A 22,043-nucleotide genomic window follows, 5' to 3' on the forward strand; every position below is an offset into this window, starting at 1 on the left:
CTCCCCCCGTCACCCTCAGATCGAAGGACCTGCCCCGTGCGCATCCTCTACGCCCTGCTCGCCGCCCTCGCCGCCGCCCTGTCGGCCCCCTTCCGGATGTTGGGTTTCGGGGGCCCGCCCAACCCGGCGGCGGTGATGGCCGCGGCGGCGCTCGCCGATCGGGATGGGGACGACGAGGCCCCGATCGACGACGGCCAGTACGTCCTCGGCCTGCTCATCCGCGAGCACGCCCGGCGCCGGGTCGTCGGCACGAAGCCCAGCGACGAGGCGATCCCCGCCCTGCCGCCGCTCATCGCCGCGTGGCTCGACAGGCTGACGCGCGAGCAACTTTTCGCGGCGTGGCGCGCGCCGGCGCGGATCCTGGAGCAGCATGTCCTTGGCGGTCCCGAAGGCCGCATGCGGTGCGAGCTCGGCCTCGTCACGCCCGCGGCGATCGTTGCGCTCCCGATCCAGACGGCGGCGGGCAAGGACGGCGCGGCCGGCAAGGGCGGATCGTCCTCGGGCGGCAACAGGAACAAGCCGGCGGCTGAGGCGGCGGCGCCCGCGCAGGAGATGGACCTCGTCGACAAGCTGGCCTTGGCAGGCCTCACGATGGAGGAGTGCTACGCGAGCGCCCCGGCTGGCCCCCGCCGCTGACGCCTCGGACCCTGCCGACGACCGAGCCCGCCGGATCGCCCCGGCGGGCTTTACTGTGCCCGGATGCGGCCGTCGCGGACGGCCTCGACGAGGCGAGCGAGGTTCGCCTCGGCCCGGTCGGCACGGGCGCGCTCGCCGTCGACGGCGCGCTCCAGGGTGGCGACCTCGGCGCGCGCGGCGGCGGTCTCGGCCTGCGCGGCAGCGAGTAGCCGGCGGACGCGGTGGAGCTCCCGGGCGACGGCCTCGACGGCGCCGAGGTCGGCGAGGTCGCGCTGGCGCTGGAACTCGCGCAGGCCGTCGAAGGCCCCCGCCACGGCGGAGTGCCCGAGGGCGAGGCCCTGCGCGACGCGGAAGGAGCTGTCGACGGTGAAGGAACGGGTCTCGTGGGACATCGGCTTCTCTCCGGGCGGGGCGATCTCACGACTCAATTCGCGCCTGGCCGGGACTCCCCGTCAACCCGAAGTCGAAGGGATCCACACGGCATGGTGAACGATCCGTTTCCGGGGGTGCTGCAGCACGCGTCCTGAGTGATTGCGGATTTCGCTCTTGATGAATCGCCGATGTGGAAAACTGAAACGCCCAAAAATATGCTGAGGAAATGCTGCGCTCAGCACGAGGTGCGCACGAGGGCGTGCCGAGAGGGTGTCGAGGGCGTGACATGTCATGGTGCCTTGCACCTCGTCACGGCATCATCCGCCCATGAGCACTCCCCGCCCCTCATTCTCGGCCGCCCGTGCACGCGAGGCCAACCGCGCCGCCAAGGCTGCCTCCCGCGCCCGGGCAGCGGAGGCGGGCGCGCCGGATCCGGCGACGCTCGACCGCGCGATCGCCGACGGGCTGGCGGTCGTCATTGCAGGCGCTCCCAAGGGGTACCGCCTCGCGAGCCCGATCGACGCGGGTGCGGTCATCCTAGCGGCGGCGGCCGCGCTCAAGGCACGCACAAAGCGGGGCCTAGCAGCCGGGAAGAACCCCGTCATCTACCGCCGGGAGGCCGTCTCAGCGGCCCTGGCGGCCCGTCTCGGGCTGGATCCCTGAAGCCTGAAAGTTCGCAATTTCCGCGTTACACTGGATAGGAGTAACGGGGGGAGGAGATGAGCTGGTCGAAAGCACTCGACTGACGCGTCGCCTCTTCGCGGCACCTTCCTCTACGCTGGAGAAGCTGCCGGTCGGGGCGTGTCCCGATCTAGTGGTCCGAACCTGACGCTTGGTACCCACCTGCGAAGTCGCAACTGGTGGGAAGCGGACCCTGACCCTTCGCCCTGAAGCGGACGTTCCGCCTCCGACCCAACTAGGTCATAGGAGCAATCTAACGGCGGCCTCGAAAGCAGACGTTGCAGCCGGACGCGCGCTGCGAACGCATGCTCTCGGATTCCCGCTTCCCGCGCTCGTGAGGCCGCCCGTTCAATCCACAGTCTGCATCTGGACGACGCCGCCGAGTTCACCGGGCTTGCCCGAGACCACCACGAGGTAGCGCCGGCTCGCGCCGGCATCCGTGCGGGTGATCTGGCGGATCGGGCCGATGGCGTTGACGATGGCCGCGCCGGCCGGGTTGGTCATGAAGGCGGCGAGCGGCTCCAGGCCGGCGGCCCCCTTCGGATCGGCGGCGAGCGCCAGGACGAACGGCGTCTTCGGCGCCAGTCCCGTGACCGCGGCCTGCAGGGTCTGCAGCACGCCCTGGTCGAACAGGGTCACCTGCGTCGCCGGCTTGCCATCGGTGCCTGCGAGCGTCAGCGCGCTGGTCTTGCCGGCTGCGCCCAGCGGCTGGAGGTTCTGCTTTCCGTCCCCCTCCGGCACGGCGTTCGGGACGTAGGCCACGCCCTGCGGCCCCTGGCCGATCGGAACCTCGGCGATCACGGTGTTCGATGCGGTGTCGATCACCGCCGCCTTGTCGGCGTTCTCTAGGCCGACATAGACGCGGCTGCCGTCGCCCGAGGGCCAGAGCCCGTGCGGCAGGGCGCCGGTCGGGATGGTGGCGACCTGGGTGAAGTCGTCGGTGCGGAACACCTTGACCTGGTTCAGGCCGCCGATCGTCACGTAGGCGAACTGGCCGGCCTTGGTCGAGACGATGTTGACGTGGTTGGTGATCGGCCCGGTCTCGATGGTCTTCAGCGGCGCGAAGGGCGGCGTCGCAGAGAACACCTGGGTCCGGCCGACATCCTTGAGGGTCAACCACACCTGCTTGCCGTCCGGTGTCGCGGCGATGTCGGGGCAGAACGGGCTCTCCTGCTTCACGCGCCCGACGATGGTGTGGGTCTTCGTGTCGATCACCACCGTCTCGGGGCTGAAGCTGGAGCAGACATAGCCGTAGGCGCCGTCCGGCGAGAAGATCGTCATGCCGGGCCCGTTCGGCACGGTGATCCGGCGCGTCTCCTTGGCGGTCGCGGCATCGAGTACGGCGATGTAGTCCTCGCCGCGCACGCTCACCCAGGCCTCCCGGCCGTCCGGCGTGAAGAAGGCCTCGTGCGGCGCGCGGCCGACATAGGCCGTGTGGCGGACCGTGTTGGTCGCCGTGTCGATGAAGCTCACGGAGTTCGAACCGATCGAGACCGCGAGCAGCGTCCTGTGGTCGGGCGAGAAGCCCATGCCGTGGACGAGGAGCTGGCCGCGATAGAGCGGGCTCAGGTTCATCGGCGTCGGGTCGCCGAGCCGGATCACGCCGAGCAGGACGTTGGCGGCGGGATCGACCACCGAGACCGTGTTGGAGAACTGGTCCGAGGTGTAGAACCGGTCCCTGCCGCTGACCGGCACGTCCGGTGCGGAGGCTGCGCCCGGGGCCTGCCCGGCGAGAGCCGAGCCGGAGAGCAGCGCGAGCGCGAGGAGGGTGAGGGCGGTCTTCATCGGCAGATCTCCGAAGGCATCTCGGCGGCAGGGGCCGTGCCATGGTGGTGAAGGTGGGCGGCTGCGGCGGACGAATCCGGCGCGGGAGGGAGATCGGCGAGCGCCCGGCGCATCACCGCGATCTCCTGGCCCTGTTCGACGATGATCCCCTGCGCGAGGCGGCGCAGGACCGGATCCTTGCCGTAGAGCAGCTCCGCCTGGGCCATCGCGATCGCGCCCTCGTGGTGCGGGATCATCATCGCGGCGAAGTCGCGGTCCGGATCGCCCGAGGGCGGGACCATCATGTCGGCATGCATCCGCGTCATCGACTGCGCCATCACCGCGTCGAAGGACGCGGAGACGACGGCCGGCGGCTCGGCAGCGGCCAGCGTCGGGGGCATCATCATCCGGCCGCCGACGAGGCCGCCGGCCATCACGGCGGCCGTGAGCGCAAATCCCAATGCTCCGCGCATGAGCCGTCCTCCCTGTTCGTTGTCGAGGGGAGAGATGCCGGGGAAACGGTTTTATTCCCTGGCCGGGGACGAATTCGCGGCCCTGCCGATGTGATCGATCTTTTCCAAATGTCAGTGGAATAGACGCGCCCGTTCGGCATCTCTCCCAATGCGGTCATGGTCGACCGCCGGAGACCTCACTCATGCGCACCATGCTGATCCGCGCCGCCTTTGCGGCCTTCGCCTTCTCCGCCGTCGCCGCCCAGGCCGCTGCGCCTGCGATGACGGCCGAGACTGCCAAGGGGCCGGCGCTCGTCGATGCCAAGAGCATGACCCTCTACACCTTCGACAAGGACATGGGCGGCAAGTCGATGTGCAACGGCCCCTGCGCCGCCAACTGGCCCGCCCTGATGGCGGCGCCCGGCTCGGCTGCTAGTGGCGACTGGACGATGGTGACGCGGGACGACGGCACGATGCAGTGGGCCTATAAGGGCAAGCCGCTCTACACCTTCGCCAAGGATACGAAGCCCGGCGACATCACCGGCGACGGATTCCTCAACGGTGCATGGCACATCGCCAAGCCCTGATCGGTAAAGCCTCGTGGACGAGATCGCTGCCCTCATCGAACCGCAGATCCCAGCGTTGCGGCGCTACGCCGTCGCGCTGTTACGGGACCGCGAAGCGGCGGACGACCTCGTCCAGGACACTTTGGAGCGGGCGTTGTCCGGCTGGTCCGGACGCCGCCGCGACGGCGACCTGCGGGCCTGGCTGTTCACGATCGAGCGCAACCTGTTCCTCGGCACTGTTCGACGCCGGGGCCGGCGCGGCGTCGATCTCGGCGCGGAGGCTTTGGAGCAGGTGCCTGATCCGGGTGCCGACCCCGAGACCGCTATGGGAGCCCGTGACGTGCTCACCGGGCTCGATGCGCTGCCCGAGGAGCAGCGCTCGGTGCTGCTGCTCGTCGCGGTTGAGGATCTGTCTTATGCGGAAGCGGCCCAGGTGCTCGGAGTACCGCTCGGCACGGTGATGTCGCGGTTAAGCCGAGCCCGGGAGCGGATGCGAAGTTTTCTGGAAACGGGCCGAACCGGCTTGTTGAGGAGGGTAAAATGAGCGGGGATCCGCGCCCGGTCGGCGAGGACGACCTGCACGGCCTGATCGACGGTCGTCTGGAACCGGAGCGGCAGGCGCTGGTCGAGGCATGGCTCAGGGGAAATCCCGCGCGGGCGGCCGAGGTCTCGGCGGATCGCGCCTTGCGCGAGCGCTTGCGTGCCCGCCTCGCGCCGATCGCCGAGGAGGCGATCCCGGCGCGGCTCAGGGTCGCCAATATCCGCTCGCGACATCGCCCGATAACCGGGCGCTGGCTTCCGGTCGCGGCTGCGGCCGTGCTCTGCCTCGCGGTCGGCGGTGCCGCCGGCTGGTTCGGCCATGCCGTGCGGCAGGTACCCACGGTCACGCTCGCGCGAACCGAGCCGGCGACCGACGACGCAGTGGCGGCCTTCCGCACCTACGTGGTCGAGGCGGTGCATCCGGTGGAGGTGCGCGCCGACGAGAAGCCGCACCTCGTGACGTGGCTCTCGAAGCGCCTCGGCCGGGCGGTGACCACCCCCGACCTCACGGCCTACGGCTTCCGCCTGATGGGCGGCCGGCTGCTGCCGGCGGGTTCCGAATCCGCCGCGATGCTGATGTACGATGACGATCACGGCACCCGGCTGACGCTCTACAGCCGCGTGGGCGATGCGGATGGCCGCACGGTGTTCCGCTTCGCCCGCGAGGGCGATGTCGCTGCCTTCTCCTGGGTCGATGGCGGCATGTCCTACGTCGTGACGGGTCGCACCGACGAGGCGCGGCTGTTGACCGTCGCGCAGGCGGTTGACGCGCAGGTCCGTGGATTGCCGGTTCCGCCGCGGCAACCATGACCCTCGACCAACTCCGCATCTTCGTGGCCGTGGCGGAGCGGCAGCACGTGACCCGGGCTGCAGAGGCGCTGAACCTCGTCCAGTCGGCAGTCAGCACGGCGATCGCCAACATCGAGGGGCGGCACGCCACCAAGCTGTTTCACCGGGTCGGCCGCGGGATCGAGCTGACCGAGGCGGGACGCGTGTTCCTCGTCGAGGCCCGCGCCGTACTCGCCCGGGCCGAGGCCGCCGAACTGGTGCTCGCCGACCTCAGTGGCATGCGACGCGGGACGCTGGCCCTCTATGCCAGCCAGACCATCGCCAGCGACTGGCTGCCGCGCCACCTCGTCGCCTTCCGCCGGGCCTACCCTGAGATCGCCATCCGGTTGGCGGTGGGCAACACCACCGACGCCGCCGACGCGGTGCGCGCGGGGCAGGCCGAACTCGGCTTTGTCGAGGGGGCGCTGGACGACCCGACGCTCGCGAGCACGACCATCGCGCAGGACCAACTGGTCCTCGTGGTCGCCCCTGGCCATGCCTTCGCCGAGGCGACCCACCTCGAACCCGAAAACCTCGCCGGGGTCGATTGGGTGCTGCGCGAGGCGGGATCGGGAACCCGCTCGGCCTTCGAGGCGGCCCTGGGTGCGGCCGGCCTCGCAGCCGCCCAGCTTCGGGTCACGCTCGAACTGCCCTCTAACGAGGCGGTCCGCGCCGCCGTCGAGGCCGGGGGCGGGGCCGCCGTCCTGTCCGAGACCGTGGTCGCCGCCGCGCTTCGGGCCGGGACCCTGGTCCGGGCGGCGTTCGACTTACCGAGCCGGCCGTTCCGGGTGCTGCGCCACAAGGAGCGCTACCGCAGCCGGGCCGCCGACGCGCTTCTCGACCTGATCGCGACAGCGAATGCCGGATGAGCGAGCTCGCGAAACCCGTGCCCCCCGACGATCCCCGGGTGAGACTCGCCGAGGATCGGACGGTTCTAGCGGCCGAACGCACCTTCGTGGCGTGGCTTCGCACCGGGCTCGCGTTCCTAGGCGTCGGCCTCGCCGCGCAGCGCTTCCTGCGGGAGGTGCTCGCGGTCTGGCCGCTGAAGGTATTGTCGCTGACGCTGATCGGCTGCGCGCTCGCCTCATTCGCCGGCGCCGTGTGGCGGGACCGGGCGATCCGGGCACGGCTCGCCCATTCCGAGATCCCGATGATGCCGCGCCTCCTCACCGTCGGGATTGCGGCCCTGCTCATCGCGATCTCCGGCCTCGCGGCCACCGCCCTGCTCTGGGCGTGAGGGTCAGGCCACCGTCACTCGCACCCGGTGCCAGGCGGCGCTGAGGTAACCCTTGTAGTTCCAGGTGTCGTCGGGGGCGGCCGGCTGGGTCTGGCCGGCGGAATCCCAGGCCCGCACCGCGAGCTCGTGCTCGCCCGCGGTCAGTTCGCGCTCGATCTCCCAGAACGTCCAGGCGTAGGGCGCGTCGGCATCGCGCTTGATCCGGGCTTGCGCCCAGCTGCGGCCGCCATCCGTCGAGACGTCGACGCGGGCGACCGCGCGGTCGCTGGCGATGGCGTAGCCGCGGATCGCGTGCCGGCCGGCCTTCAACGCAGCGCCGCGGGCGGGCTCGCAGATCGCGCTGTTCAACGGCATCGCCTCGATGGTGATGCCGTGGGCCGGGTCGGCGGTCTCGGCCGTCACGTCGGGCGGAAACAGCTTGTAGTCGTCGGCCTGCATCGGGTTGTCGGAGGGCCGGTCCTGCACCGTGATCCGGGCGAGCCATTTCGGGCTGCGGATGCCGGCAAAGCCCGGCACCACCACGCGTAACGGATGGCCGTGCTCGGGGGCGAGAGGCTCGCCGTTCATCGCGAAGGCAAGCAGCGTCTCGGGCGCCAGCGCCTTGGCGAGCGGGATCGAGGCGCCGAAGCGCGTGTCCGTGTCCGCGATCCGGTCGTGGCTCTCGAAGGCGACGTGGCGCTCATCATCCGCTTTGATGCCGGCCGCGCGCAGCACGTCGGCGAGCCGCACGCCGGTCCATTCCGCATTACCGATGGCGCCGGGCGCCCACGGGTCGCCGGAGACCGGGGCCACCGCCAGCATGTCGGCCCGGCGGTTGCCGGCGCATTGCATCACCGCCGTCACGGTGACGGGCGCGAAGCGTTCTTTGAGATCGGCGAGGGAGAGGTCGAGGGGCGTCGCGACCATCCCGTCGACGGTCAGGCGGTAGCCGTCGGCGTCGAGGTCCGGGATGTCGCCGTGGCTGCGGACGTAGAAGTCGGCTTGATCAGTCAGGAAGGCGGCCCGCAGGCGATCGAGCGGCGGCTCGGCGTTGTAGGGCGTCTTTCCGTGGACGATGAGGCGGTCCTTGCGCTGGAACAGGCCGAGCATGGGGTCTTTGTCCTGCGTTCGCGACGTGTCGAGATCGAGAACGCGCCGGGCGCCGAAAGGCACCCGGCGCGCGACGCTTCACGGCTTCATCGTCGAAACCACCGCGTTCTTCGCGCGGTCGACCACGGCCACGCTGAGGTCGCGGTTGAGGACGTACGCGTGGGCGTTGTCACTGGAGAATGCGATCGCCTGGCGCGGCTCGTTCAGCCCGGTCACCGTGGCGACGACCTTGAGCGTGTCGGTGTCGATCACCGAGAGCGAGTTGTCCTTGAGGTTGCCCGAATAGACGAAGCGCCCGTCCGGGGTCAGCGCGGCACCGTAGGGGTCCTTGCCCACCGCGACTTCTGACGTGACCTTGCGGGCGGCGACATCGACCACACTGACGGTGTTGCGGCCGCTGTTGGCGGCAAACAGCGTCTTGCCGTCCTTGGTGATCGAGATGGCGCGCAGCTTGTCGAACCCGGCGATCTCGCTGGTGATCTTGTTGGTGGCGGTGTCGACCAACGTGATCTTGTCGCCGAGGAAGTTCGTCACGAACACGGTCTTGCCGTCCGGCGACAGCTTCACGCCTTGGCGCGGCTGCGCAAAGCCGGGGATCACGGCGACTGCGAGCATGGTCTTGGTGTCGAACACGGTCAGCGTGCTCGCGGCCTCGTTGTTGACGTAGAGCTTTGTCCCGTCGGCCGAGAGCACCGTGCCGAACGCACCGGGGCCCGCGGCAAGAACGCCGGCTTCTTTGCCGGTGCCGGTCTCGTAGACCGTGATCCGGCCCGTGCCGCTGTCGGAGACGTAGAAGCGGGCGCCGTCCGGCGCGAACACGATGTTGCGCGGCGTGACGAAGCCGTCGAGGCGGCGGAGCACCGTGCCCTTGGCGACGTCGTAGACGATGACGGCGCTCTCCTCGCTGTTCGACACCGCGGCGACCGTGCCGGCGGCGTTCAGGGCGAGCGCGTTGTTCTTGATTGCGCCGTCGAAGCCGGCGGCGAATCCAGGTTGGTTCTGGGTGAGGAGCAAGGCAGCTCCGGCGAGGAGGGCGCGGAGGCTGGTACGGACGTGGGTCATGAAGCGTGTCTCTCGGGCATGCGCCCTCGTTCGACGGCCTGGGGCCGGCCGTGCGGGCGAGTTCGAAATCGGATTGCGTCGTGCGGGACCGGTCAGGCCGTGCATCGCCTTAGGGAGATGCCAGCGAGGGCGGTCTATTCCCCGAGGCCGGCGAAAAAAGCACGGCGGCCTCGGGATTCGAGGGTTCAGGGCGTGGGCTTCAACGCCGTGAGGTAATCGACGATGGTCTGCACATCGGCCTGATCGACCGGCGCTTTGTAGACGTGGACCATCTTGTTCACGGTCTCGGTCCACTGCGCCTTCGTGAGCTTGGGCTGGGTCAGCACCATCCCGGCCGAGTGGCAGGCGAGGCAATTGTTATTGACCGCCTCGGCTCCCGGCCCGTCCGGAAAGATCCGGTCGGACGTCGGAAATTCGATCGATTGCGAACTGAAGCGCATCGGCTCGGGAGCAGGCGCCGCGAGCGCCACCAGGGGAGACAGGATGAGCGCGGCGATGAGGGCCGCAGGGCGAATTGTGTTCATGGCTGTTCTCCTCAAGCGGCCTGGAAGGACACGGTCTCGATGCCGTTCTGCATGAAGCCGTTGGCGTTCCAGACTCGGTCCATGCCTTGCGCGACGCCCTTGGTATTGGTGCAGCGGACCCTGACCGTGTGGGTCCCGGCGGCCAGCGCCGGCAGGCTGCCGTCGAAGCGGCGGAAGCTGTAGGGGCCCTCGTCGGCACCGAGTTGCGCCGGGAACCACGTCGCCCCGCCGTCGCCGGAGAACTCGACCGCCTTCACCCCACAATCGCCGCCGAACGCGATGCCGCGGATGGCCACCGGCGTTCCGGCCGCCACCTTGGCGCCGTCGGTCAGGTTGGTGACGAACGAGCGCGGCACCATCCTGTTAATCGGCACTGTCTTGAACCCTGTCTGCCCGGGCTTGATGTTAGCACCCGGCACGTCGGGAATACGGTAGGCGGTCTTCATCCAATATTGTTCGTCGGGCTTGTCCAGCACCTCGATGTCGGACAGCATCTTGACCCAGTAGGTTGAGTACCAGCCCGGCACCACGAGCCGGAGCGGGAAACCGTTGAGCAGCGGGAGCTGCTCGCCGTTCATCGCGTAGGCGATCATCACCTCACCATTGTTGGCGTGGTCGAGATCGAGGGACTTCTTGAAGTCCGGCGCGTCGTCGACCACGGGCTCGTCGAGGCCGTTGAAGCGCACCTGCACGGCACCGGCCTTCACCCCGGCCTTTTCGAGCACGTCCTTGAGGCGCACCCCGGTCCAGCGGGCGTTGCCCATTGAGCCGTTGGCCCATTGCGCGCCGGGCACCCGCGGCTCGAACAGCCCGCGTGAATTGCCCGAGCACTGGTTGACCGCGGCGATCTCGAAGCGCGGCAGGCCGGCGATGGCATCGAGGGAGAGCGAGAGTTCCTTCTCCACATGGCCGTGGACCTTGAGCCGGAAGGTGCCGGCATCGACCTCGGTCGGGATCGAGGCCCAGTGCCAGCGCACGTAGAAGCGGTCGTTGGGGGTGAACACGCCCGCGTCGAACACCGAGAACGGCGTCTCCAGCAGCGGCGGATGGGTGCGCTGGAGGATCATCTCGCCCTTGCCCGGAAAGGCGGTGGTCAGCGCCCGCTCGTCCGGGCCGCCGGGCAGCGGCAGCTTCACCGAGCCCGCGGCCCAGGCCGGCAACGCGGCGCCGAGGCTGCCGAGCCCGAGTCCACCCAGGACGAGGCGGCGGTTCGTCGGTCTGTCCAATCCGTGCATGGTCTCTCCCCTTGAAGAATGTCGGCGTCGATGCGTTCGAGCGCATCGGGCCTCGTGGCGATTCCTCGCGACAAGGGAGATGCTACGGAAAGCGATTTATTCCCTCCAACGGTCTTTCGCGATGCGAACGATCTCCCGGTGCGATGATTCGAGAATTTTCAATCTCCCGCTTAATCCGGATTTCTTCGGGGCATCGCGCCGGATGAAAACCTGGATCGGTGGTGGAGCCGGATCCACACCCGGATCAGACAAGGCCCAGCACGTGGATCAGGCCGAGGCTGACGGCGCCGAGCGCGAGGAGCGAGGCGACTACCGCCAGCGTCACCCGCGCCCCGGCCTTGGCGACGCTGCGCACGTCGACCCCGAGGCCGAGCGCCGCCATCGAGACCACGGTCAGCACGTTGGCGGTCTCCGACATCGGCGCGAGCGCGACCTGCGGGATCAGCCCGGCCGAGCGAAGTCCCGCGAGCGCGAGGAATGCGAGGATGAACCACGGCACCAGGCGGTGGATCGCGAGGCTGGCGCGGGCCGGGCGGTCGCCGGCTGTGACGCCGGGGGCGGCCTCGTCGGTCTTCTCGCCCAGCCGGCTCGCGCCGAGCGAGAGCACCAGGACGACCGGGCCGAGCATCAGCACCCGGACGAGCTTCACCAGGGTTCCGACCTGGACGCTGAGTGCCGCGACCGGCGCGGTGGCGGCGAGAACCTGCGGAACAGCGTAGACGGTGAGGCCGGCGAGCACCCCGTACTGCATCGGCGAGAGACCGAGCAGGGGCACCAGTAGCGGCAGCCCGAGCACCACCAGCACGCCTAGAACCGCGGTGAAGGCGATGGAGGCGGCGACGTCCTCGCCGTCGGCACCAATCACCGGCGCCGTGGCGGCGATGGCCGAGTTGCCGCAGATCGAGTTACCGCAGGCGACGAGGATCGCCATGCGCGGGTGCAGCCCGAGCGCCCGACCGATGCCGTAACTCGACAGGATCGCCACCGTGACGACGCCCGCGATGCCGAAGAGCAGACCCGGACCGGCCGCCAAGATCGTCGCGAGGCTGAGCGAGGCCCCGAGAAGAACAACCGCGATCTCCAGTACGGTCTTGGCCCCGAAGGCGATGCCGGGAAAGAAACGTTGCGACGGGGTCCAGGCCGTGCGGATCGCGCTGCCGAGCAGGATCGCCAGCACCAGGGCTTCGAGCCAGGCGCGACCGAACAGATGCGCCTCGACGGCCTCGAAGCCGACCGCTGCGGCGGTGACCGCCACGCAGAGGCCCAGTCCCGGAAGGATGGCTTTCGTGCCGGCCAAGGCGCCCATCGATCGAGGGTGGGAGAAAAGTCTGGGCATGGACATGGATGGCTCCGATGTGATGCCAGAGAATCCCATGTCCCTTTCATTCACTCCAACGGAATGATCAGATGTTTCCCATCAACGGAATAGATGAAAAGGGGCCCCTTCGCGGCTTGCGGAGATCCATTCTGGGGGGCCGACAAGCGCATTCACCCGTCAATCCAGCGTGCCTTGATCGTCGTGTCCGCGGCAAACTCATAGATCCTGACGGAGCCCGTCGCGAGTTCGAGGTGCTCGACCTCCGCCGGGTTGAGGTCTTCGAGCGCCATCACAAGCGCCCGCAGGCAATTACCGTGGGCGACGACCAGCACGTCCCCGCCCATGACCGCCGGTAGGATGGATCGGAGGTAGCAGGGCACGATGCGCGCGACAGTGTCGCGCAGGCTCTCACCATTCGGCGGCGCATCAGCGTAGGAGCGGCGCCAGGTCTCAATCCGCACCGCCCCCCAGCGCGCATCGGCGGTGGTCTTGTCGAGCCCGCTGAGGTCGCCGTAGTCTCGCTCGTCGAGCGCGGCGAAGCGTTGGGGGATTAATCCGGGTTGCCCGAGCGCATCGAGGATAAGCCGGCCGCTCACGACGGCCCGCGTCAGCGTCGAGGTGAAGGCAACAGAAAAGCGCCAGCGGCGCTCGGCCAAACGCCGGCCGGCTGCCTCGGCTTCCATCCGGCCCTGCTCGGTCAAGGGCGAGTCCAGCAATCCCGTGAACAGGCCGGATCGGTTGGCTACGCTCTGGCCATGCCGGACCAGCACGAGACGTCGCGTGACCGGGGCTTTGCAATCGTGAATCACGCTGTCTCCCGAGGCAGAGCACTTTCGCGCCGGTGGCATCGCCTCTGATGAAGTCGGCATCCGGCTTTAACAAAATTCGACCCTGAGATGAGTTGGACCGACCGTCCGGAGACGGTGATTCATCCTTGGTCCGCTTTAGAACGTCTTGCGACTGAAAGCAGCCAAGCTGCTTGCCACCCTTCTCGGACGTTCACGGATGAGTACCAAGCGTCAGGTTCCGACCACTAGTACGACTGTGTCACGAAGCCCATAACAGACTGCAGAACCTGCGTTTTTCTCTCGCTGCCGCGCCGAGAAAGAGTGAGCAATATCAGGAACATAGAAAATTTTGTGACACAGCAGTACTAGGTGCCCGGCCCTCAACTCGGTCTAGCCGTGGGAATCCTTTATCCCCTCGCGGTAGCTGAGGCGGCACGGCTTGGCCGAGGGAACGACCTTCTTCACCCGCTCGCAGAAGGCGTCCATCGTGCCGGCATGAGCGACGGCGAGTTGCTGGGCCGCGTCGTCGCGGGTCCGGTCGGCCATCGCCGCGCCCCGGGACGCGTCGTAGCTCTTGATGATGCGGTCGTTGCGGATGCCGAGGAGGCGGCGGGTGGCTGAGATGACCTGGGCGGCTTGGGCGCGGGCGACCTGATCGACGAAGTGTGGGTAGCGTGACGCTCTAAAAGAAGCCCTTTGACGCTCTAACGCCGCGCAGGAAGATGGACATGCGCTTGAGCCACGTGAACTTCTTCAACAAAGTGGACAAGGCCTATAGGCGGCGACCCGAGGACTAACGGGGCGGAGCCCGCGACGACGTCGGCGCCCCTTACAGATCCGTGGCCTGCTGCTAAGCTCGAACCCATGCGGGGGAATGGGTCTCGATGGCGGCGACGGGTTCGGTCTTCGAGATCATCCTACAATGGTCGAGGAATAAGCCTGACTGGCAGCGGGACGCTCTGCGTCGCATCGTGGCAAAGCGCACCCTCGACGCCGACGATCACCGCGAGCTTGCGCTACTCTGTAAGAGGGGATGCGGCTTCCCAGGGATCGAGGTGACCCCGTCGCCCTTTGGCGTCGAGCATGTTCCGTCCATGGCCACCACTAGCGAGAAGGTGGCGCTAACCTCGATCAGGGACGTCATGGGTGTCAATCGGCTGGCTCCCGGCCAGGAACTCCAGTTTCAACCCGATGGGATCACGATCGTCTACGGCGACAACGGGGTGGGGAAATCCGGGTACGCCCGCATCCTGAAGCGGGCGTGCCGCGCGCGTTCCCCCGGCGAGATCCTGCCGAACGCCTTCGGCGGCGGTGCCGATGCGGGATCCGCCACGATCGGATGCGTCGTATCGGGCGATCCGATCGCGCCGCTGGCCTGGACCGACGCGGGCTCTCCCCACGCCCTCCTTTCCAGCGTCAGCGTCTTCGACCGCGAATGCGGAATGGTCCATGTGCGCGAGAGGAACGAGGTCGCGTTCCGTCCGTTCGGGCTCGACATCCCCGATGAGCTCGCCGGCGTCTGCCAAGCGATCCGCACGGCGCTGACGGCGGAACAGGGGGCGCTTGAGCAGGCGCGGGATTCGGCGTTCACGGAACCCGCGTTCGGGTCTGGGACCCGGGTCGGGCGGCTTCTCGGCGCGCTCGCTCCGGGTACCGACCTCGGACCCCTGGAGAAGCTGTCGAACCTGTCAGCGGAGGAGCGCGCAAGGCTTCGCCGGCTTGAGGAGGACCTGGCCCGCGACCCGGTCCGGGCCTCGGGGGAGCAGCGCGAGCTGGCCCGGGCCGTACGCCGCCTCTCCGAGGAGCTTGATAGGGTCTTCGGGGCGGTGTCGGATGCGGAGCTCACGCAGCTTGCGGCGCTCGCCGGGACCGCCCGCTCCAAACGCTCCGCCGCCTCGCTCGCGGCCGAACGCGCCTTCGGCGGAAGCGCCCTGAAGGGGGTCGGGGAGGCGACCTGGCGAGCCCTATGGGACGCGGCGCGGCATTACTCGGAGCATGTCGCCTACGAGGGGCACGACTTCCCGCGGACGGACGCGGAAGCGGTCTGCGTGCTCTGCCACCAGCCGATCTCCGAAGGGACCGGGGATCTGAAGCTGACCTTTGAGGAGTTCGTGAAGGCCGACAGCGAGCGCGAGGCGCGGAAGGCCGAGGTGGCCTACGAGGAGGCCCTGGGGAAGCTGTCGGGTCTGTCGCTGCGGATGTCCGGGTTTCCGCTGCGCCGCCAGCTGTCGGTGACCCATCCGGATGTCGCCGCCGCGATCCTGCGCGGGCTGGCGACCGTCCGGCTTCGGCGATGGATCTGCACGCGGGCACTCGCCGACCGCGGCGCGGGTCCAATGCCCGTGGTTGCGGCCGGCATCATCGGCACGCTAACGACTCTTGCGGATGATACGCAGGCCTATGCCAAGGAGCTTCTGACGGCGGTCGATCCCGCCGGTCGGGTACGGCTGGTTGCGGAACGGGACGAGTTGCGTGACCGCGCACTCTTGGAGGCACTGCTGCCGAAGGCGAGGATCGAGGTGGCACGGCTGAGCGAGCTGGCGGGTTTGAAGGACTGCCTGTCCGAGATGGCGACGAATGCCATCACGACGCTCGGCAACACGATCGCCGACAAGGTCATCACGCCGAAGGTCCGCGATCGCTTTCAGGAAGAGATCCAGAAGCTGGCCGCCCACAGGGTGAGGGTCGACATCGTCCGTTCGGGCGGCAGGTACGGCTCCCCGCAGTACCAGGTCCGGCTGTTCGCCAACGAGAGGGCGAAGGTCGGCGAGATCCTGAGCGAGGGCGAGCAGACCTGCGTGGCCCTGGCCGCCTTCCTGACCGAGCTCGCTACCGCGGCTCATGGATCGACGCTGGTCTTCGACGATCCGGTCTCCTCGCTGGACCATCGGTGGCGGCGCAAGGTCGCCGAGCGGCTGGTCGAGGAAGGGGGCGTCCGGCAGATTATCGTCTTCACGCATGACCTCGTCTTCCTGAACGACCTGCATGCGCTGTCAATCGACGGCAGGATCCCGGTCTCCCTGATCTCGCTCACCCACACCTCTGTCGGCGCGGGCGTCGTGAACCAGGGACTGCCCTGGATCGGGGCTAAGGTCCGGGAGCGCCTCGACGCTCTTGAGAAGGACGCGCGGGCGGCCAAGGTCCTCTACGACGACAATCGGGATGATGAGTACGGGGCTGCGGCCTCCCACTTCTTCAGCAGGTTACGAAGTACGTGGGAACGGGCCCTTGAGGAGGTGGCCTTCAACTGTGTCATCCAAAGGCACCGCGACTACATCAGCACCAAGGACCTGAGAAAGGTGGCGAGCCTGACCGTTGCCAACGTCGAGGATTTCGCCGCCGGCTTCAAACGGTGCTGCGATCAGACGGAAGCCCACGATCCATCTCCCGGGCGGAACGCTGCTCCCCTGCGCCCAGACGAACTGCTCAAGGCCGTCGGGGACCTGAGGGCCTGGGTGGACCAGCTTCGTGAGCAGCAAAAGGGCGTTTGACGGCCTTCTGTCATCGTCGCCTGCCGCAGTAGGTGCCGCGGCCACCTGGTTGAGAGCGACGGCGCCCTCCGCCGCGGCAGCCTGGCCCTGCTCGCCCCCAACACCATGCAAGGCCCCTTTCTAATGATCGCCGAGCGGATCCCCGACGCGCTGACCACCTCGACCTTCGAGCGGGATGCCGACCGGAACATCGCAGGCTGCGACGAGCCCTGATGCGCCTTAACGGTTTTCACCTATCAATCGGATTTGGAGGTGCGGGCCCCGGCCTACCGCCGATAGGCATCGTGCCAGGAGTGGTCATCCCACCATCGACGAGAAGGGTGTCGCCGACGATGTAGTCGGACAGGTCGCAGGCCAGGAGCGCGATGGCCGCGGCGATGTCCTCGACCCGTCCGATGCGACCATACGGGATCTGCGACACCGCACTGCGGAGATTTTTACCCTGCATCTCGCCCGCGTTAATGCCGGTCCTCACGGCGCCGGGTCGATGGCGTTCACGCGCACCCCGCGCGGGGCGAATTCCTGGGCGAGGGTGCACATCAGCGTCGTCGTGCCGCCCTTCGAGGCCGCGCAATTAACGTGATCGCCCCACGGGATGCAGTCGTGTGACCTGAAGGCTCCCGACGCGATGGGAACCAGCGTCGTCGGCTGACTTCCCGGCTATTGAGCCAGCCCCGGCTTCTGTTCACTTCCGGCCGTTTGTAGTTTGCACTGATCAGTGTAAAAGGCAATTTTTCAAATATCAAAAATCGCCTTTTCATCGTCTATCGAAGGTAATCGGGGGCTCCTAAGCAGTCTCAATCTTTCATGTCTTACATATGCTGCCCTTTCAATTTGTCCTCTGAGTGAACTTCGCATGATTTCACCGGGGACAGTTTCGAGAATATCTGAAATTGTTTGATCTTTTATTGGTAAGAACAAACTCTTTTTCAGAACGCTTTTATTGAGAGGTTCTTTCCCCCAATATGTTTTTAAATCACGAATGACAGGCTGGATTTGATCAAGCACGGCAGCCCCATGTAATCGCGTGAATTCTAAGTGATCCATATCTTGATCATCATCGTGCATCCGATTTATATCTCTCAAGCAACATGCAGGAAATCCGTTTACATATAGATTTGACTCTGGTCTTGACAGACTAAATCTGAGATCAGTTGATATTTCTTGACAGTCAACTATTCCGAATGCGACGGCCTTAACGAGTAGGTCAACATCTTCAGTAAGTCGCTTGGGTCCAATTTTTATGAAAGGTAGCTTCTGTTCTCGCTGATACATACAGGCTTGTACGAAGCCGACAGCATCCAAATCAAAATTATGCGCAGTGAAGATTGCGCGAATTCTGAGTTCGATGTCGGACGGCGCAAGCTGATTTATATCAGCAAATATTCGAGGTTTTTCTATTTCCTCGTGAAATATTTTGTAGAATTCCGTGCCTCCGATACCTATCATGCCATTATTATCTCTCGTTGAGAGGTTCACGTAGAGAATGCGTGATAATTAGTTCGTGATTGATATATACAAGTACAATACAATCCGATGATATAGATCGCGTGACAACGCTTATAGCTTCTTAGATGCGCTTTCATCAAAACCCCGTTACCAAGGTTACAGCAAATCGCCGCGGCACACCGAAACTGATGCCCGGGCTCAGGCCTTGAGCGCCTCGATGCTGTCGAGGAGGTCTGGGCCGCCGGTCCGGCGGGCGCTCCACTTGCGGAAGATCGCGAGGACACTGCGATCGGTGATGCCGTGGCGGGCTGGGTTGTTCTCGTCCAGGACGCGCCGGAGCCGGGCGGGGACGTCGCGGTGCCAGAACTTGGTATGGTTCGGGCCGACCTCGCGTCCGAGTTCCTGGTAGGCGCCGTTGCCCGCCCAGCGCAGGCCCTTGGCGCCGAGCAGGGTACCGATCTCGCTGGCGCGGAAGTCGAGCTTCCGGCCGATACTGCCCGCGGTACAGATGTAGACCACTGCGGACTCCGCGGAGACGGTGGGCAGGTCCGGGGCGGCGCCCTCGCCGCCGACGCGGGCGAAGGCCTCCTCCGCCTTGCCGGTCCGGACGCCGTGCATCTCGGTGACGAGGAGCTCGACGCCGCGGGTGAGCCGCTCAATGAGCTCGCCTTGCCGCTGGAGGCGCTCATCCTGTTCCCGGACACGCGCTAGATGCTCACCGCGCTCGGCGCGGAGGATCTCGTTCTGCTCCCGGAACTGTGCCGCGATGGTCTCTCCCACGTCGCGCCGGAAATCCTCCATATCCGCGAGGGGTTTCCTCGGCGGAAGGTGGTGGAGCACGCCCATGGGAGGCTTCTCGCTCATGCGGCGACGGCTTCCGGGTTCGCGTGGTTACCGTGGAAGGCGTCGAAGGCCGCGTCGGCAGCGAGGGCGGCGAAGCGCTCGTGGTCGATCTCGGTGCGCCGCCCGAGGGCGTCGCGCATGACGGCGTGGGCGCGCTTGCGATCGTCAAGCTCGATCTGGGCGAAGACGCCCTCGGCCTCCGGGTTTACGACCCCGGCCGCAAGCATCTCGCGGCGGGCGAGGTAGGGGTCCCGGGCTAGGGCGCGGATGTAGCGGTCGGCGACCTTGCTCTGAGGAACCTTGCCGCGCTCCCAGCGGGTCCAGGTCTTCGGGCCGGTGGAGAGGATCTGTTCCATGTCGGCCTGGCGGAGCTTGTACTTGAGGCGGATGGCGTTGAGCTCGGCGGCGGACAGGAGCCCGTCCATCTCTCGCACGGCGTTGGCGACGGCGAGCTCGTGCTCAGAGATCTGAGAGCCCTGATAGCTGACGTTCCCGCATTCGGCGCAGACCATGCGACGGTCCTGGATGGCGAGGCTCTTCCCCGACCGTTCGACCACGAAGGGCTCGACGCGCTCGCAGACCGCGATCGCCTCGCAGGCTTGGCAGGCCTCCATCGTCATCGATCGATATCCTTCTTGAATGAGGTGACGACCAGGACGTCAGCGCCGGTGACCAGCAGCTTCAGGAACATCCAGTCGGCGCAGTCGTCGACCCAGATCGAGTAGTAGTCCGACACGGTGGTCGGGTGGTGTCTTCGCGTCGGCTCGGACTTGCTGAAGTGCGCCTCGCCCAATTCCGTCTGGATGATCGCCCGCAGGTCGTCAGTGTCGAGCTTACGGGTCCTGAGCTCTTCGAGGACGGGAGAAAAGAACGAACAGGCCTCCTCGTCGGCGGCGAGCGCGCGGACCTTTGCCAGGGGATTGTGCGGCGCCATCCAGCCTCCAAGAGGTAGCACCATGCTACCCGAACTTCAACCGCGGCATTCTGCTGAGGCTGGCGGCCCGGCTCCCTTGGTTGATCCTCGGTAAGCGTGGCCTGGAGCGTTTTACGCATGGGCCGGTGCGCGGTTCCGTCCCTTCGTGGAAGGGGCCGCCCGTGCCTAACCCAGCTCCATCTTTGGCTTGTCGGACGATCGCCAGGACCGGTTCCAAAACTAGGTGCGCAGCATGTCCGATGCCCGGTCCCGCTCCTCGCCGACCTGCTCGGGCGGGCGGGAATCGCGACGCTACGGCGACCCAAGTCGCAGAGGGGGGCGACGTCTCCGCGGACGCACCCCCGAGCATGTCGGCATTCGGATAGGCGTCCTGGGACGCCCGTCCGGCATGTACGAGCGCCTCCGGATCGTCCATAAGGCAGTCATGAGCGCGGGATTCCCGATCAGGGCCTACGAGGCGTCGCGCGGCTGGTGGGCGACCGCCGTCCGCCTGCTGTCGTTCGTCCTCCTCCTGGCGCTCATGGCGCCCTGTGCGATTTCCTCCGCCGACGCCCATCGCCTTCCTGATCACGCGCCCGCGTTCGCCACGTCCTCGCATAAGGGTGCGCCGGACCAGCCCGACGGGTGCCCGGCCTGCCATGCGACCTGCGGCTGCCATCTGGCCATTTGCATCGAGGCGTCACCCGGGATTCCGATCGCCACCGCCGGACGCCCGTCCTATGCCACGGCCGACGTCACCGTAGCCTCGATCTCCGCCGGTCGCCTTCCAAGGCCCCCTCGCGCCTGAGGCGGCACCGCCACGGCTGTGGCGGATGCAGACCGGACATCCCAGCGGATGCCGGCTCCTTGAGCGAGCTTGACTTGATCCGGACCGTCGACCCAGCCCCAGGCGGTGACCGCGGTCCTATGCGAACGGCCTCCCTTCCATGCGTGCAATCATATCCGTGGCCCTCCTGGCCATAGGCGTCGCCATCGGCGGTGCCGTCCCCCGCGTGTCCGAGACCGTGCGGGGCGCGCTGGCCGCCGCCGGCCTGTCCTCCACCGCGGCCAAGACTCCGGCGACCAACGCGGCCGTGACCGGGGCGCAGGCCACCAAGGTCGACGGCGACCACAAACACGCCGAGGGCGAGGCGCACGGCCACGACGAGGCAAGCGAGGGCAAGATCAAGATGACGGCCGAGCAGGCCGCCGAGCAGGACATCAAGCTGGCGCATGTCGAGGGCGGCATCCTCTCGCGCCATCTCCTGGTGCCCGGCACCATCACCCAGGACGCCGACCGGATCGCCCGGGTGCCTGCGCGGGTCGCCGGGACAGTGGCGGAGATGCGCAAGCGTCTCGGCGAAGACGTCGCCAAGGGCGAGATCGTCGCCGTCCTGGACAGCCGCGAGGTCGCGGATGCCAAGAGCGACTTCCTCACCGCGACGGTCAAGGCGGATCTGGAAAAGACCAACTTCGACCGGCAGCAGGCCCTCTGGGACAAGAGGATCTCGGCGGAATCGGCCTTCCTCAACGCGAAGGCCGCCTACTCCGAGGCGGGCCTGCGGGTCGATCTCTCCCGCCAGAAGCTATCGGCCCTCGGGCTGAACGCGACCGAGGTCGCCGCCGCGGCCAAGAAGGACGAAACCACTCCGAACTTGTCGTCGCTTCGCCGCTTCGAGCTCAGGTCCCCCCTCGCAGGGCGGATCGTGGAGCGCAAGGTCGACGTCGGAACGAAGGTCGGCAGCGAGGGGGACCCGGCCGACGTCTATACCGTGGCCGACCTCTCCTCCCTCTGGATCGAGCTCCCCGTCCCCACCACCGAGCTGTCCAAGGTCCGCGAGGGCGCCAGGGTGACTATCGTCGGGAGCGAGGACGCTCCCCGCCCCGAGGGCAAGGTCGTCTTCGTCAGCCCGATCCTCAACCCGGAGACGCGCTCGGCCCGGGTCATCGTCGCCCTGCCGAACAAGGACATGTCCTGGCGCCCGGGCACCTTCGTCACGACCGAGATCGAGATCGCCCAGGACAAGGTCGTTGTGCGGCTGCCGAAGTCCGCCATCCAGACCATCGGTGGCGAGAAGGTGGTGTTCGTGCGGACCGAGGAGGGCTTCTCGAAGCGGGAGGTGACCCTCGGCAAGGCGGACGACGATGCCTACGAGGTCGTCGCCGGCCTGGAGCCCGGCGACGAGGTCGCGGTGGCCAACTCCTTCGTCCTGAAGGCCGAGCTCGGCAAGGCCGAAGCCGACCACGACCACTGA

25 protein-coding genes are annotated in these 22,043 nt (G+C 67.3%); 10 read left to right on the forward strand and 15 right to left on the reverse strand.

Features of this window, described 5'->3' with window-relative positions; all coding sequences use genetic code 11:
• Positions 1 to 36 precede the first annotated feature (36 nt).
• The gene (locus ASF08_RS20325) at positions 37 to 636 is read left to right on the forward strand and encodes a hypothetical protein (protein ID WP_055958904.1); all 600 of its coding nucleotides are present in this window, start codon (positions 37 to 39) and stop codon (positions 634 to 636) included.
• A gap of 50 nt (positions 637 to 686) precedes the next feature.
• Here ASF08_RS20325 and ASF08_RS20330 read toward each other — a convergent pair whose 3' ends face one another.
• Positions 687 to 1,028, reverse strand: coding sequence for a hypothetical protein (locus ASF08_RS20330; RefSeq protein WP_055958907.1), 342 nt, complete (start codon positions 1,026 to 1,028; stop codon positions 687 to 689).
• Positions 1,029 to 1,335: 307 nt separating this feature from the next.
• Here ASF08_RS20330 and ASF08_RS20335 point away from each other — a divergent pair, with 307 nt between their 5' ends.
• Positions 1,336 to 1,671 (forward strand): hypothetical protein, encoded by a 336-nt coding sequence (locus tag ASF08_RS20335; RefSeq protein ID WP_055958910.1) that lies wholly within the window; start codon positions 1,336 to 1,338, stop codon positions 1,669 to 1,671.
• A 366-nt stretch (positions 1,672 to 2,037) separates the two neighbouring features.
• Here ASF08_RS20335 and ASF08_RS20340 read toward each other — a convergent pair whose 3' ends face one another.
• Positions 2,038 to 3,474 carry a YncE family protein gene (locus ASF08_RS20340; protein WP_055958914.1) on the reverse strand — a complete coding sequence of 479 codons (1,437 nt, stop codon included), beginning with the start codon at positions 3,472 to 3,474 and terminating at the stop codon, positions 2,038 to 2,040.
• Positions 3,471 to 3,926 carry a CopM family metallochaperone gene (copM, locus tag ASF08_RS20345; RefSeq protein ID WP_055958917.1) on the reverse strand — a complete coding sequence of 152 codons (456 nt, stop codon included), beginning with the start codon at positions 3,924 to 3,926 and terminating at the stop codon, positions 3,471 to 3,473. The genes ASF08_RS20340 and copM overlap by 4 nt, the downstream gene beginning before the upstream one ends.
• 182 nt (positions 3,927 to 4,108) lie before the next feature.
• On the opposite strand from copM, the gene ASF08_RS20350 reads away from it, so the two are divergent.
• The 5 genes from ASF08_RS20350 to ASF08_RS20370 are packed head-to-tail and all read left to right on the forward strand — an operon-like array spanning position 4,109 to position 7,076.
• Positions 4,109 to 4,492 carry a COG4315 family predicted lipoprotein gene (locus ASF08_RS20350; RefSeq protein WP_055958920.1) on the forward strand — a complete coding sequence of 128 codons (384 nt, stop codon included), beginning with the start codon at positions 4,109 to 4,111 and terminating at the stop codon, positions 4,490 to 4,492.
• Positions 4,493 to 4,505: 13 nt separating this feature from the next.
• Positions 4,506 to 5,015, forward strand: coding sequence for an RNA polymerase sigma factor (locus tag ASF08_RS20355; protein ID WP_055958922.1), 510 nt, complete (start codon positions 4,506 to 4,508; stop codon positions 5,013 to 5,015).
• Positions 5,012 to 5,821, forward strand: coding sequence for an anti-sigma factor family protein (locus ASF08_RS20360; protein ID WP_055958925.1), 810 nt, complete (start codon positions 5,012 to 5,014; stop codon positions 5,819 to 5,821). Before ASF08_RS20355 ends, ASF08_RS20360 begins: the two co-directional genes overlap by 4 nt.
• Positions 5,818 to 6,708, forward strand: coding sequence for a LysR family transcriptional regulator (locus ASF08_RS20365; RefSeq protein ID WP_055958927.1), 891 nt, complete (start codon positions 5,818 to 5,820; stop codon positions 6,706 to 6,708). The genes ASF08_RS20360 and ASF08_RS20365 overlap by 4 nt, the downstream gene beginning before the upstream one ends.
• Positions 6,705 to 7,076 (forward strand): YidH family protein, encoded by a 372-nt coding sequence (locus tag ASF08_RS20370; protein ID WP_055958930.1) that lies wholly within the window; start codon positions 6,705 to 6,707, stop codon positions 7,074 to 7,076. The genes ASF08_RS20365 and ASF08_RS20370 overlap by 4 nt, the downstream gene beginning before the upstream one ends.
• A gap of 3 nt (positions 7,077 to 7,079) precedes the next feature.
• Here ASF08_RS20370 and ASF08_RS20375 read toward each other — a convergent pair whose 3' ends face one another.
• The 7 genes from ASF08_RS20375 to ASF08_RS25020 form a co-directional block, all read right to left on the reverse strand.
• Entirely contained in the window at positions 7,080 to 8,165 is a 1,086-nt protein-coding gene (locus ASF08_RS20375) for a molybdopterin-dependent oxidoreductase (RefSeq protein WP_055958933.1), read from the reverse strand.
• A 78-nt stretch (positions 8,166 to 8,243) separates the two neighbouring features.
• A complete protein-coding gene (locus ASF08_RS20380; protein WP_055958936.1) occupies positions 8,244 to 9,227 on the reverse strand; it encodes a beta-propeller fold lactonase family protein in 984 nt (327 codons plus the stop codon).
• A gap of 185 nt (positions 9,228 to 9,412) precedes the next feature.
• The gene (locus tag ASF08_RS20385) at positions 9,413 to 9,751 is read right to left on the reverse strand and encodes a c-type cytochrome (protein ID WP_055958939.1); all 339 of its coding nucleotides are present in this window, start codon (positions 9,749 to 9,751) and stop codon (positions 9,413 to 9,415) included.
• Positions 9,752 to 9,762: 11 nt separating this feature from the next.
• A complete protein-coding gene (locus tag ASF08_RS20390; protein WP_055958942.1) occupies positions 9,763 to 10,986 on the reverse strand; it encodes a molybdopterin-dependent oxidoreductase in 1,224 nt (407 codons plus the stop codon).
• A 244-nt stretch (positions 10,987 to 11,230) separates the two neighbouring features.
• Entirely contained in the window at positions 11,231 to 12,292 is a 1,062-nt protein-coding gene (locus ASF08_RS20395; RefSeq protein ID WP_055958946.1) for a YeiH family protein, read from the reverse strand.
• A 182-nt stretch (positions 12,293 to 12,474) separates the two neighbouring features.
• Positions 12,475 to 13,113: a 2,3-bisphosphoglycerate-dependent phosphoglycerate mutase gene (locus ASF08_RS20400; RefSeq protein ID WP_055958948.1), complete on the reverse strand. Its 639-nt coding sequence runs from the start codon at positions 13,111 to 13,113 to the stop codon at positions 12,475 to 12,477.
• A 369-nt stretch (positions 13,114 to 13,482) separates the two neighbouring features.
• Positions 13,483 to 13,638 carry a hypothetical protein gene (locus tag ASF08_RS25020; protein ID WP_156375892.1) on the reverse strand — a complete coding sequence of 52 codons (156 nt, stop codon included), beginning with the start codon at positions 13,636 to 13,638 and terminating at the stop codon, positions 13,483 to 13,485.
• A 338-nt stretch (positions 13,639 to 13,976) separates the two neighbouring features.
• Between ASF08_RS25020 and ASF08_RS20405 the strand changes: the two genes are divergently transcribed.
• Entirely contained in the window at positions 13,977 to 16,583 is a 2,607-nt protein-coding gene (locus ASF08_RS20405) for an AAA family ATPase (RefSeq protein ID WP_055958950.1), read from the forward strand.
• Positions 16,584 to 16,812: 229 nt separating this feature from the next.
• Here ASF08_RS20405 and ASF08_RS20410 read toward each other — a convergent pair whose 3' ends face one another.
• The 5 genes from ASF08_RS20410 to ASF08_RS20425 form a co-directional block, all read right to left on the reverse strand.
• On the reverse strand, positions 16,813 to 17,058 hold the full coding sequence (locus tag ASF08_RS20410; RefSeq protein WP_055958954.1) for an SDR family oxidoreductase: 246 nt from the start codon (positions 17,056 to 17,058) through the stop codon (positions 16,813 to 16,815).
• Positions 17,059 to 17,318: 260 nt separating this feature from the next.
• The gene (locus tag ASF08_RS25025) at positions 17,319 to 18,032 is read right to left on the reverse strand and encodes a hypothetical protein (protein WP_156629666.1); all 714 of its coding nucleotides are present in this window, start codon (positions 18,030 to 18,032) and stop codon (positions 17,319 to 17,321) included.
• 198 nt (positions 18,033 to 18,230) lie between these two features.
• Positions 18,231 to 18,896, reverse strand: a complete 666-nt coding sequence (locus ASF08_RS20415; RefSeq protein ID WP_056149076.1) for a hypothetical protein — start codon at positions 18,894 to 18,896, stop codon at positions 18,231 to 18,233.
• Positions 18,893 to 19,495, reverse strand: a complete 603-nt coding sequence (locus ASF08_RS20420) for a type II TA system antitoxin MqsA family protein (RefSeq protein WP_082473294.1) — start codon at positions 19,493 to 19,495, stop codon at positions 18,893 to 18,895. The genes ASF08_RS20415 and ASF08_RS20420 overlap by 4 nt, the downstream gene beginning before the upstream one ends.
• The gene (locus tag ASF08_RS20425) at positions 19,492 to 19,809 is read right to left on the reverse strand and encodes a type II toxin-antitoxin system MqsR family toxin (protein ID WP_055958963.1); all 318 of its coding nucleotides are present in this window, start codon (positions 19,807 to 19,809) and stop codon (positions 19,492 to 19,494) included. The genes ASF08_RS20420 and ASF08_RS20425 overlap by 4 nt, the downstream gene beginning before the upstream one ends.
• Before the next feature lie 388 nt (positions 19,810 to 20,197).
• Here ASF08_RS20425 and ASF08_RS20430 point away from each other — a divergent pair, with 388 nt between their 5' ends.
• Together ASF08_RS20430 and ASF08_RS20435 are read left to right on the forward strand one after the other, a co-directional pair.
• Positions 20,198 to 20,596 carry a hypothetical protein gene (locus ASF08_RS20430; RefSeq protein WP_243214755.1) on the forward strand — a complete coding sequence of 133 codons (399 nt, stop codon included), beginning with the start codon at positions 20,198 to 20,200 and terminating at the stop codon, positions 20,594 to 20,596.
• Between the two features lie 139 nt (positions 20,597 to 20,735).
• Positions 20,736 to 22,043, forward strand: a complete 1,308-nt coding sequence (locus tag ASF08_RS20435; protein ID WP_055958966.1) for an efflux RND transporter periplasmic adaptor subunit — start codon at positions 20,736 to 20,738, stop codon at positions 22,041 to 22,043.

This window comes from Methylobacterium sp. Leaf85 (assembly GCF_001422125.1).
Classification (GTDB): domain Bacteria; phylum Pseudomonadota; class Alphaproteobacteria; order Rhizobiales; family Beijerinckiaceae; genus Methylobacterium; species Methylobacterium bullatum.

Bases quoted from the DNA above. Each gene is read 5' to 3' on its own strand.
- ASF08_RS20340 (WP_055958914.1), bottom strand. From the start codon at position 3,474: ATGAAGACCGCCCTCACCCTCCTCGCGCTCGCGCTGCTCTCCGGCTCG.
- ASF08_RS20390 (WP_055958942.1), bottom strand. From the start codon at position 10,986: ATGCACGGATTGGACAGACCGACGAACCGCCGCCTCGTCCTGGGTGGA.
- copM (WP_055958917.1), bottom strand. From the start codon at position 3,926: ATGCGCGGAGCATTGGGATTTGCGCTCACGGCCGCCGTGATGGCCGGC.
- ASF08_RS20360 (WP_055958925.1), top strand. From the start codon at position 5,012: ATGAGCGGGGATCCGCGCCCGGTCGGCGAGGACGACCTGCACGGCCTG.
- ASF08_RS20365 (WP_055958927.1), top strand. From the start codon at position 5,818: ATGACCCTCGACCAACTCCGCATCTTCGTGGCCGTGGCGGAGCGGCAG.
- ASF08_RS20415 (WP_056149076.1), bottom strand. From the start codon at position 18,896: ATGAGCGAGAAGCCTCCCATGGGCGTGCTCCACCACCTTCCGCCGAGG.
- ASF08_RS20435 (WP_055958966.1), top strand. From the start codon at position 20,736: ATGCGTGCAATCATATCCGTGGCCCTCCTGGCCATAGGCGTCGCCATC.
- ASF08_RS20395 (WP_055958946.1), bottom strand. From the start codon at position 12,292: ATGGGCGCCTTGGCCGGCACGAAAGCCATCCTTCCGGGACTGGGCCTC.
- ASF08_RS20350 (WP_055958920.1), top strand. From the start codon at position 4,109: ATGCGCACCATGCTGATCCGCGCCGCCTTTGCGGCCTTCGCCTTCTCC.
- ASF08_RS20385 (WP_055958939.1), bottom strand. From the start codon at position 9,751: ATGAACACAATTCGCCCTGCGGCCCTCATCGCCGCGCTCATCCTGTCT.
- ASF08_RS20405 (WP_055958950.1), top strand. From the start codon at position 13,977: ATGGCGGCGACGGGTTCGGTCTTCGAGATCATCCTACAATGGTCGAGG.
- ASF08_RS20380 (WP_055958936.1), bottom strand. From the start codon at position 9,227: ATGACCCACGTCCGTACCAGCCTCCGCGCCCTCCTCGCCGGAGCTGCC.
- ASF08_RS20335 (WP_055958910.1), top strand. From the start codon at position 1,336: ATGAGCACTCCCCGCCCCTCATTCTCGGCCGCCCGTGCACGCGAGGCC.
- ASF08_RS20430 (WP_243214755.1), top strand. From the start codon at position 20,198: ATGTACGAGCGCCTCCGGATCGTCCATAAGGCAGTCATGAGCGCGGGA.
- ASF08_RS20425 (WP_055958963.1), bottom strand. From the start codon at position 19,809: ATGGCGCCGCACAATCCCCTGGCAAAGGTCCGCGCGCTCGCCGCCGAC.
- ASF08_RS20420 (WP_082473294.1), bottom strand. From the start codon at position 19,495: ATGACGATGGAGGCCTGCCAAGCCTGCGAGGCGATCGCGGTCTGCGAG.
- ASF08_RS25025 (WP_156629666.1), bottom strand. From the start codon at position 18,032: ATGATAGGTATCGGAGGCACGGAATTCTACAAAATATTTCACGAGGAA.
- ASF08_RS20330 (WP_055958907.1), bottom strand. From the start codon at position 1,028: ATGTCCCACGAGACCCGTTCCTTCACCGTCGACAGCTCCTTCCGCGTC.
- ASF08_RS20375 (WP_055958933.1), bottom strand. From the start codon at position 8,165: ATGCTCGGCCTGTTCCAGCGCAAGGACCGCCTCATCGTCCACGGAAAG.
- ASF08_RS20370 (WP_055958930.1), top strand. From the start codon at position 6,705: ATGAGCGAGCTCGCGAAACCCGTGCCCCCCGACGATCCCCGGGTGAGA.
- ASF08_RS25020 (WP_156375892.1), bottom strand. From the start codon at position 13,638: ATGGCCGACCGGACCCGCGACGACGCGGCCCAGCAACTCGCCGTCGCT.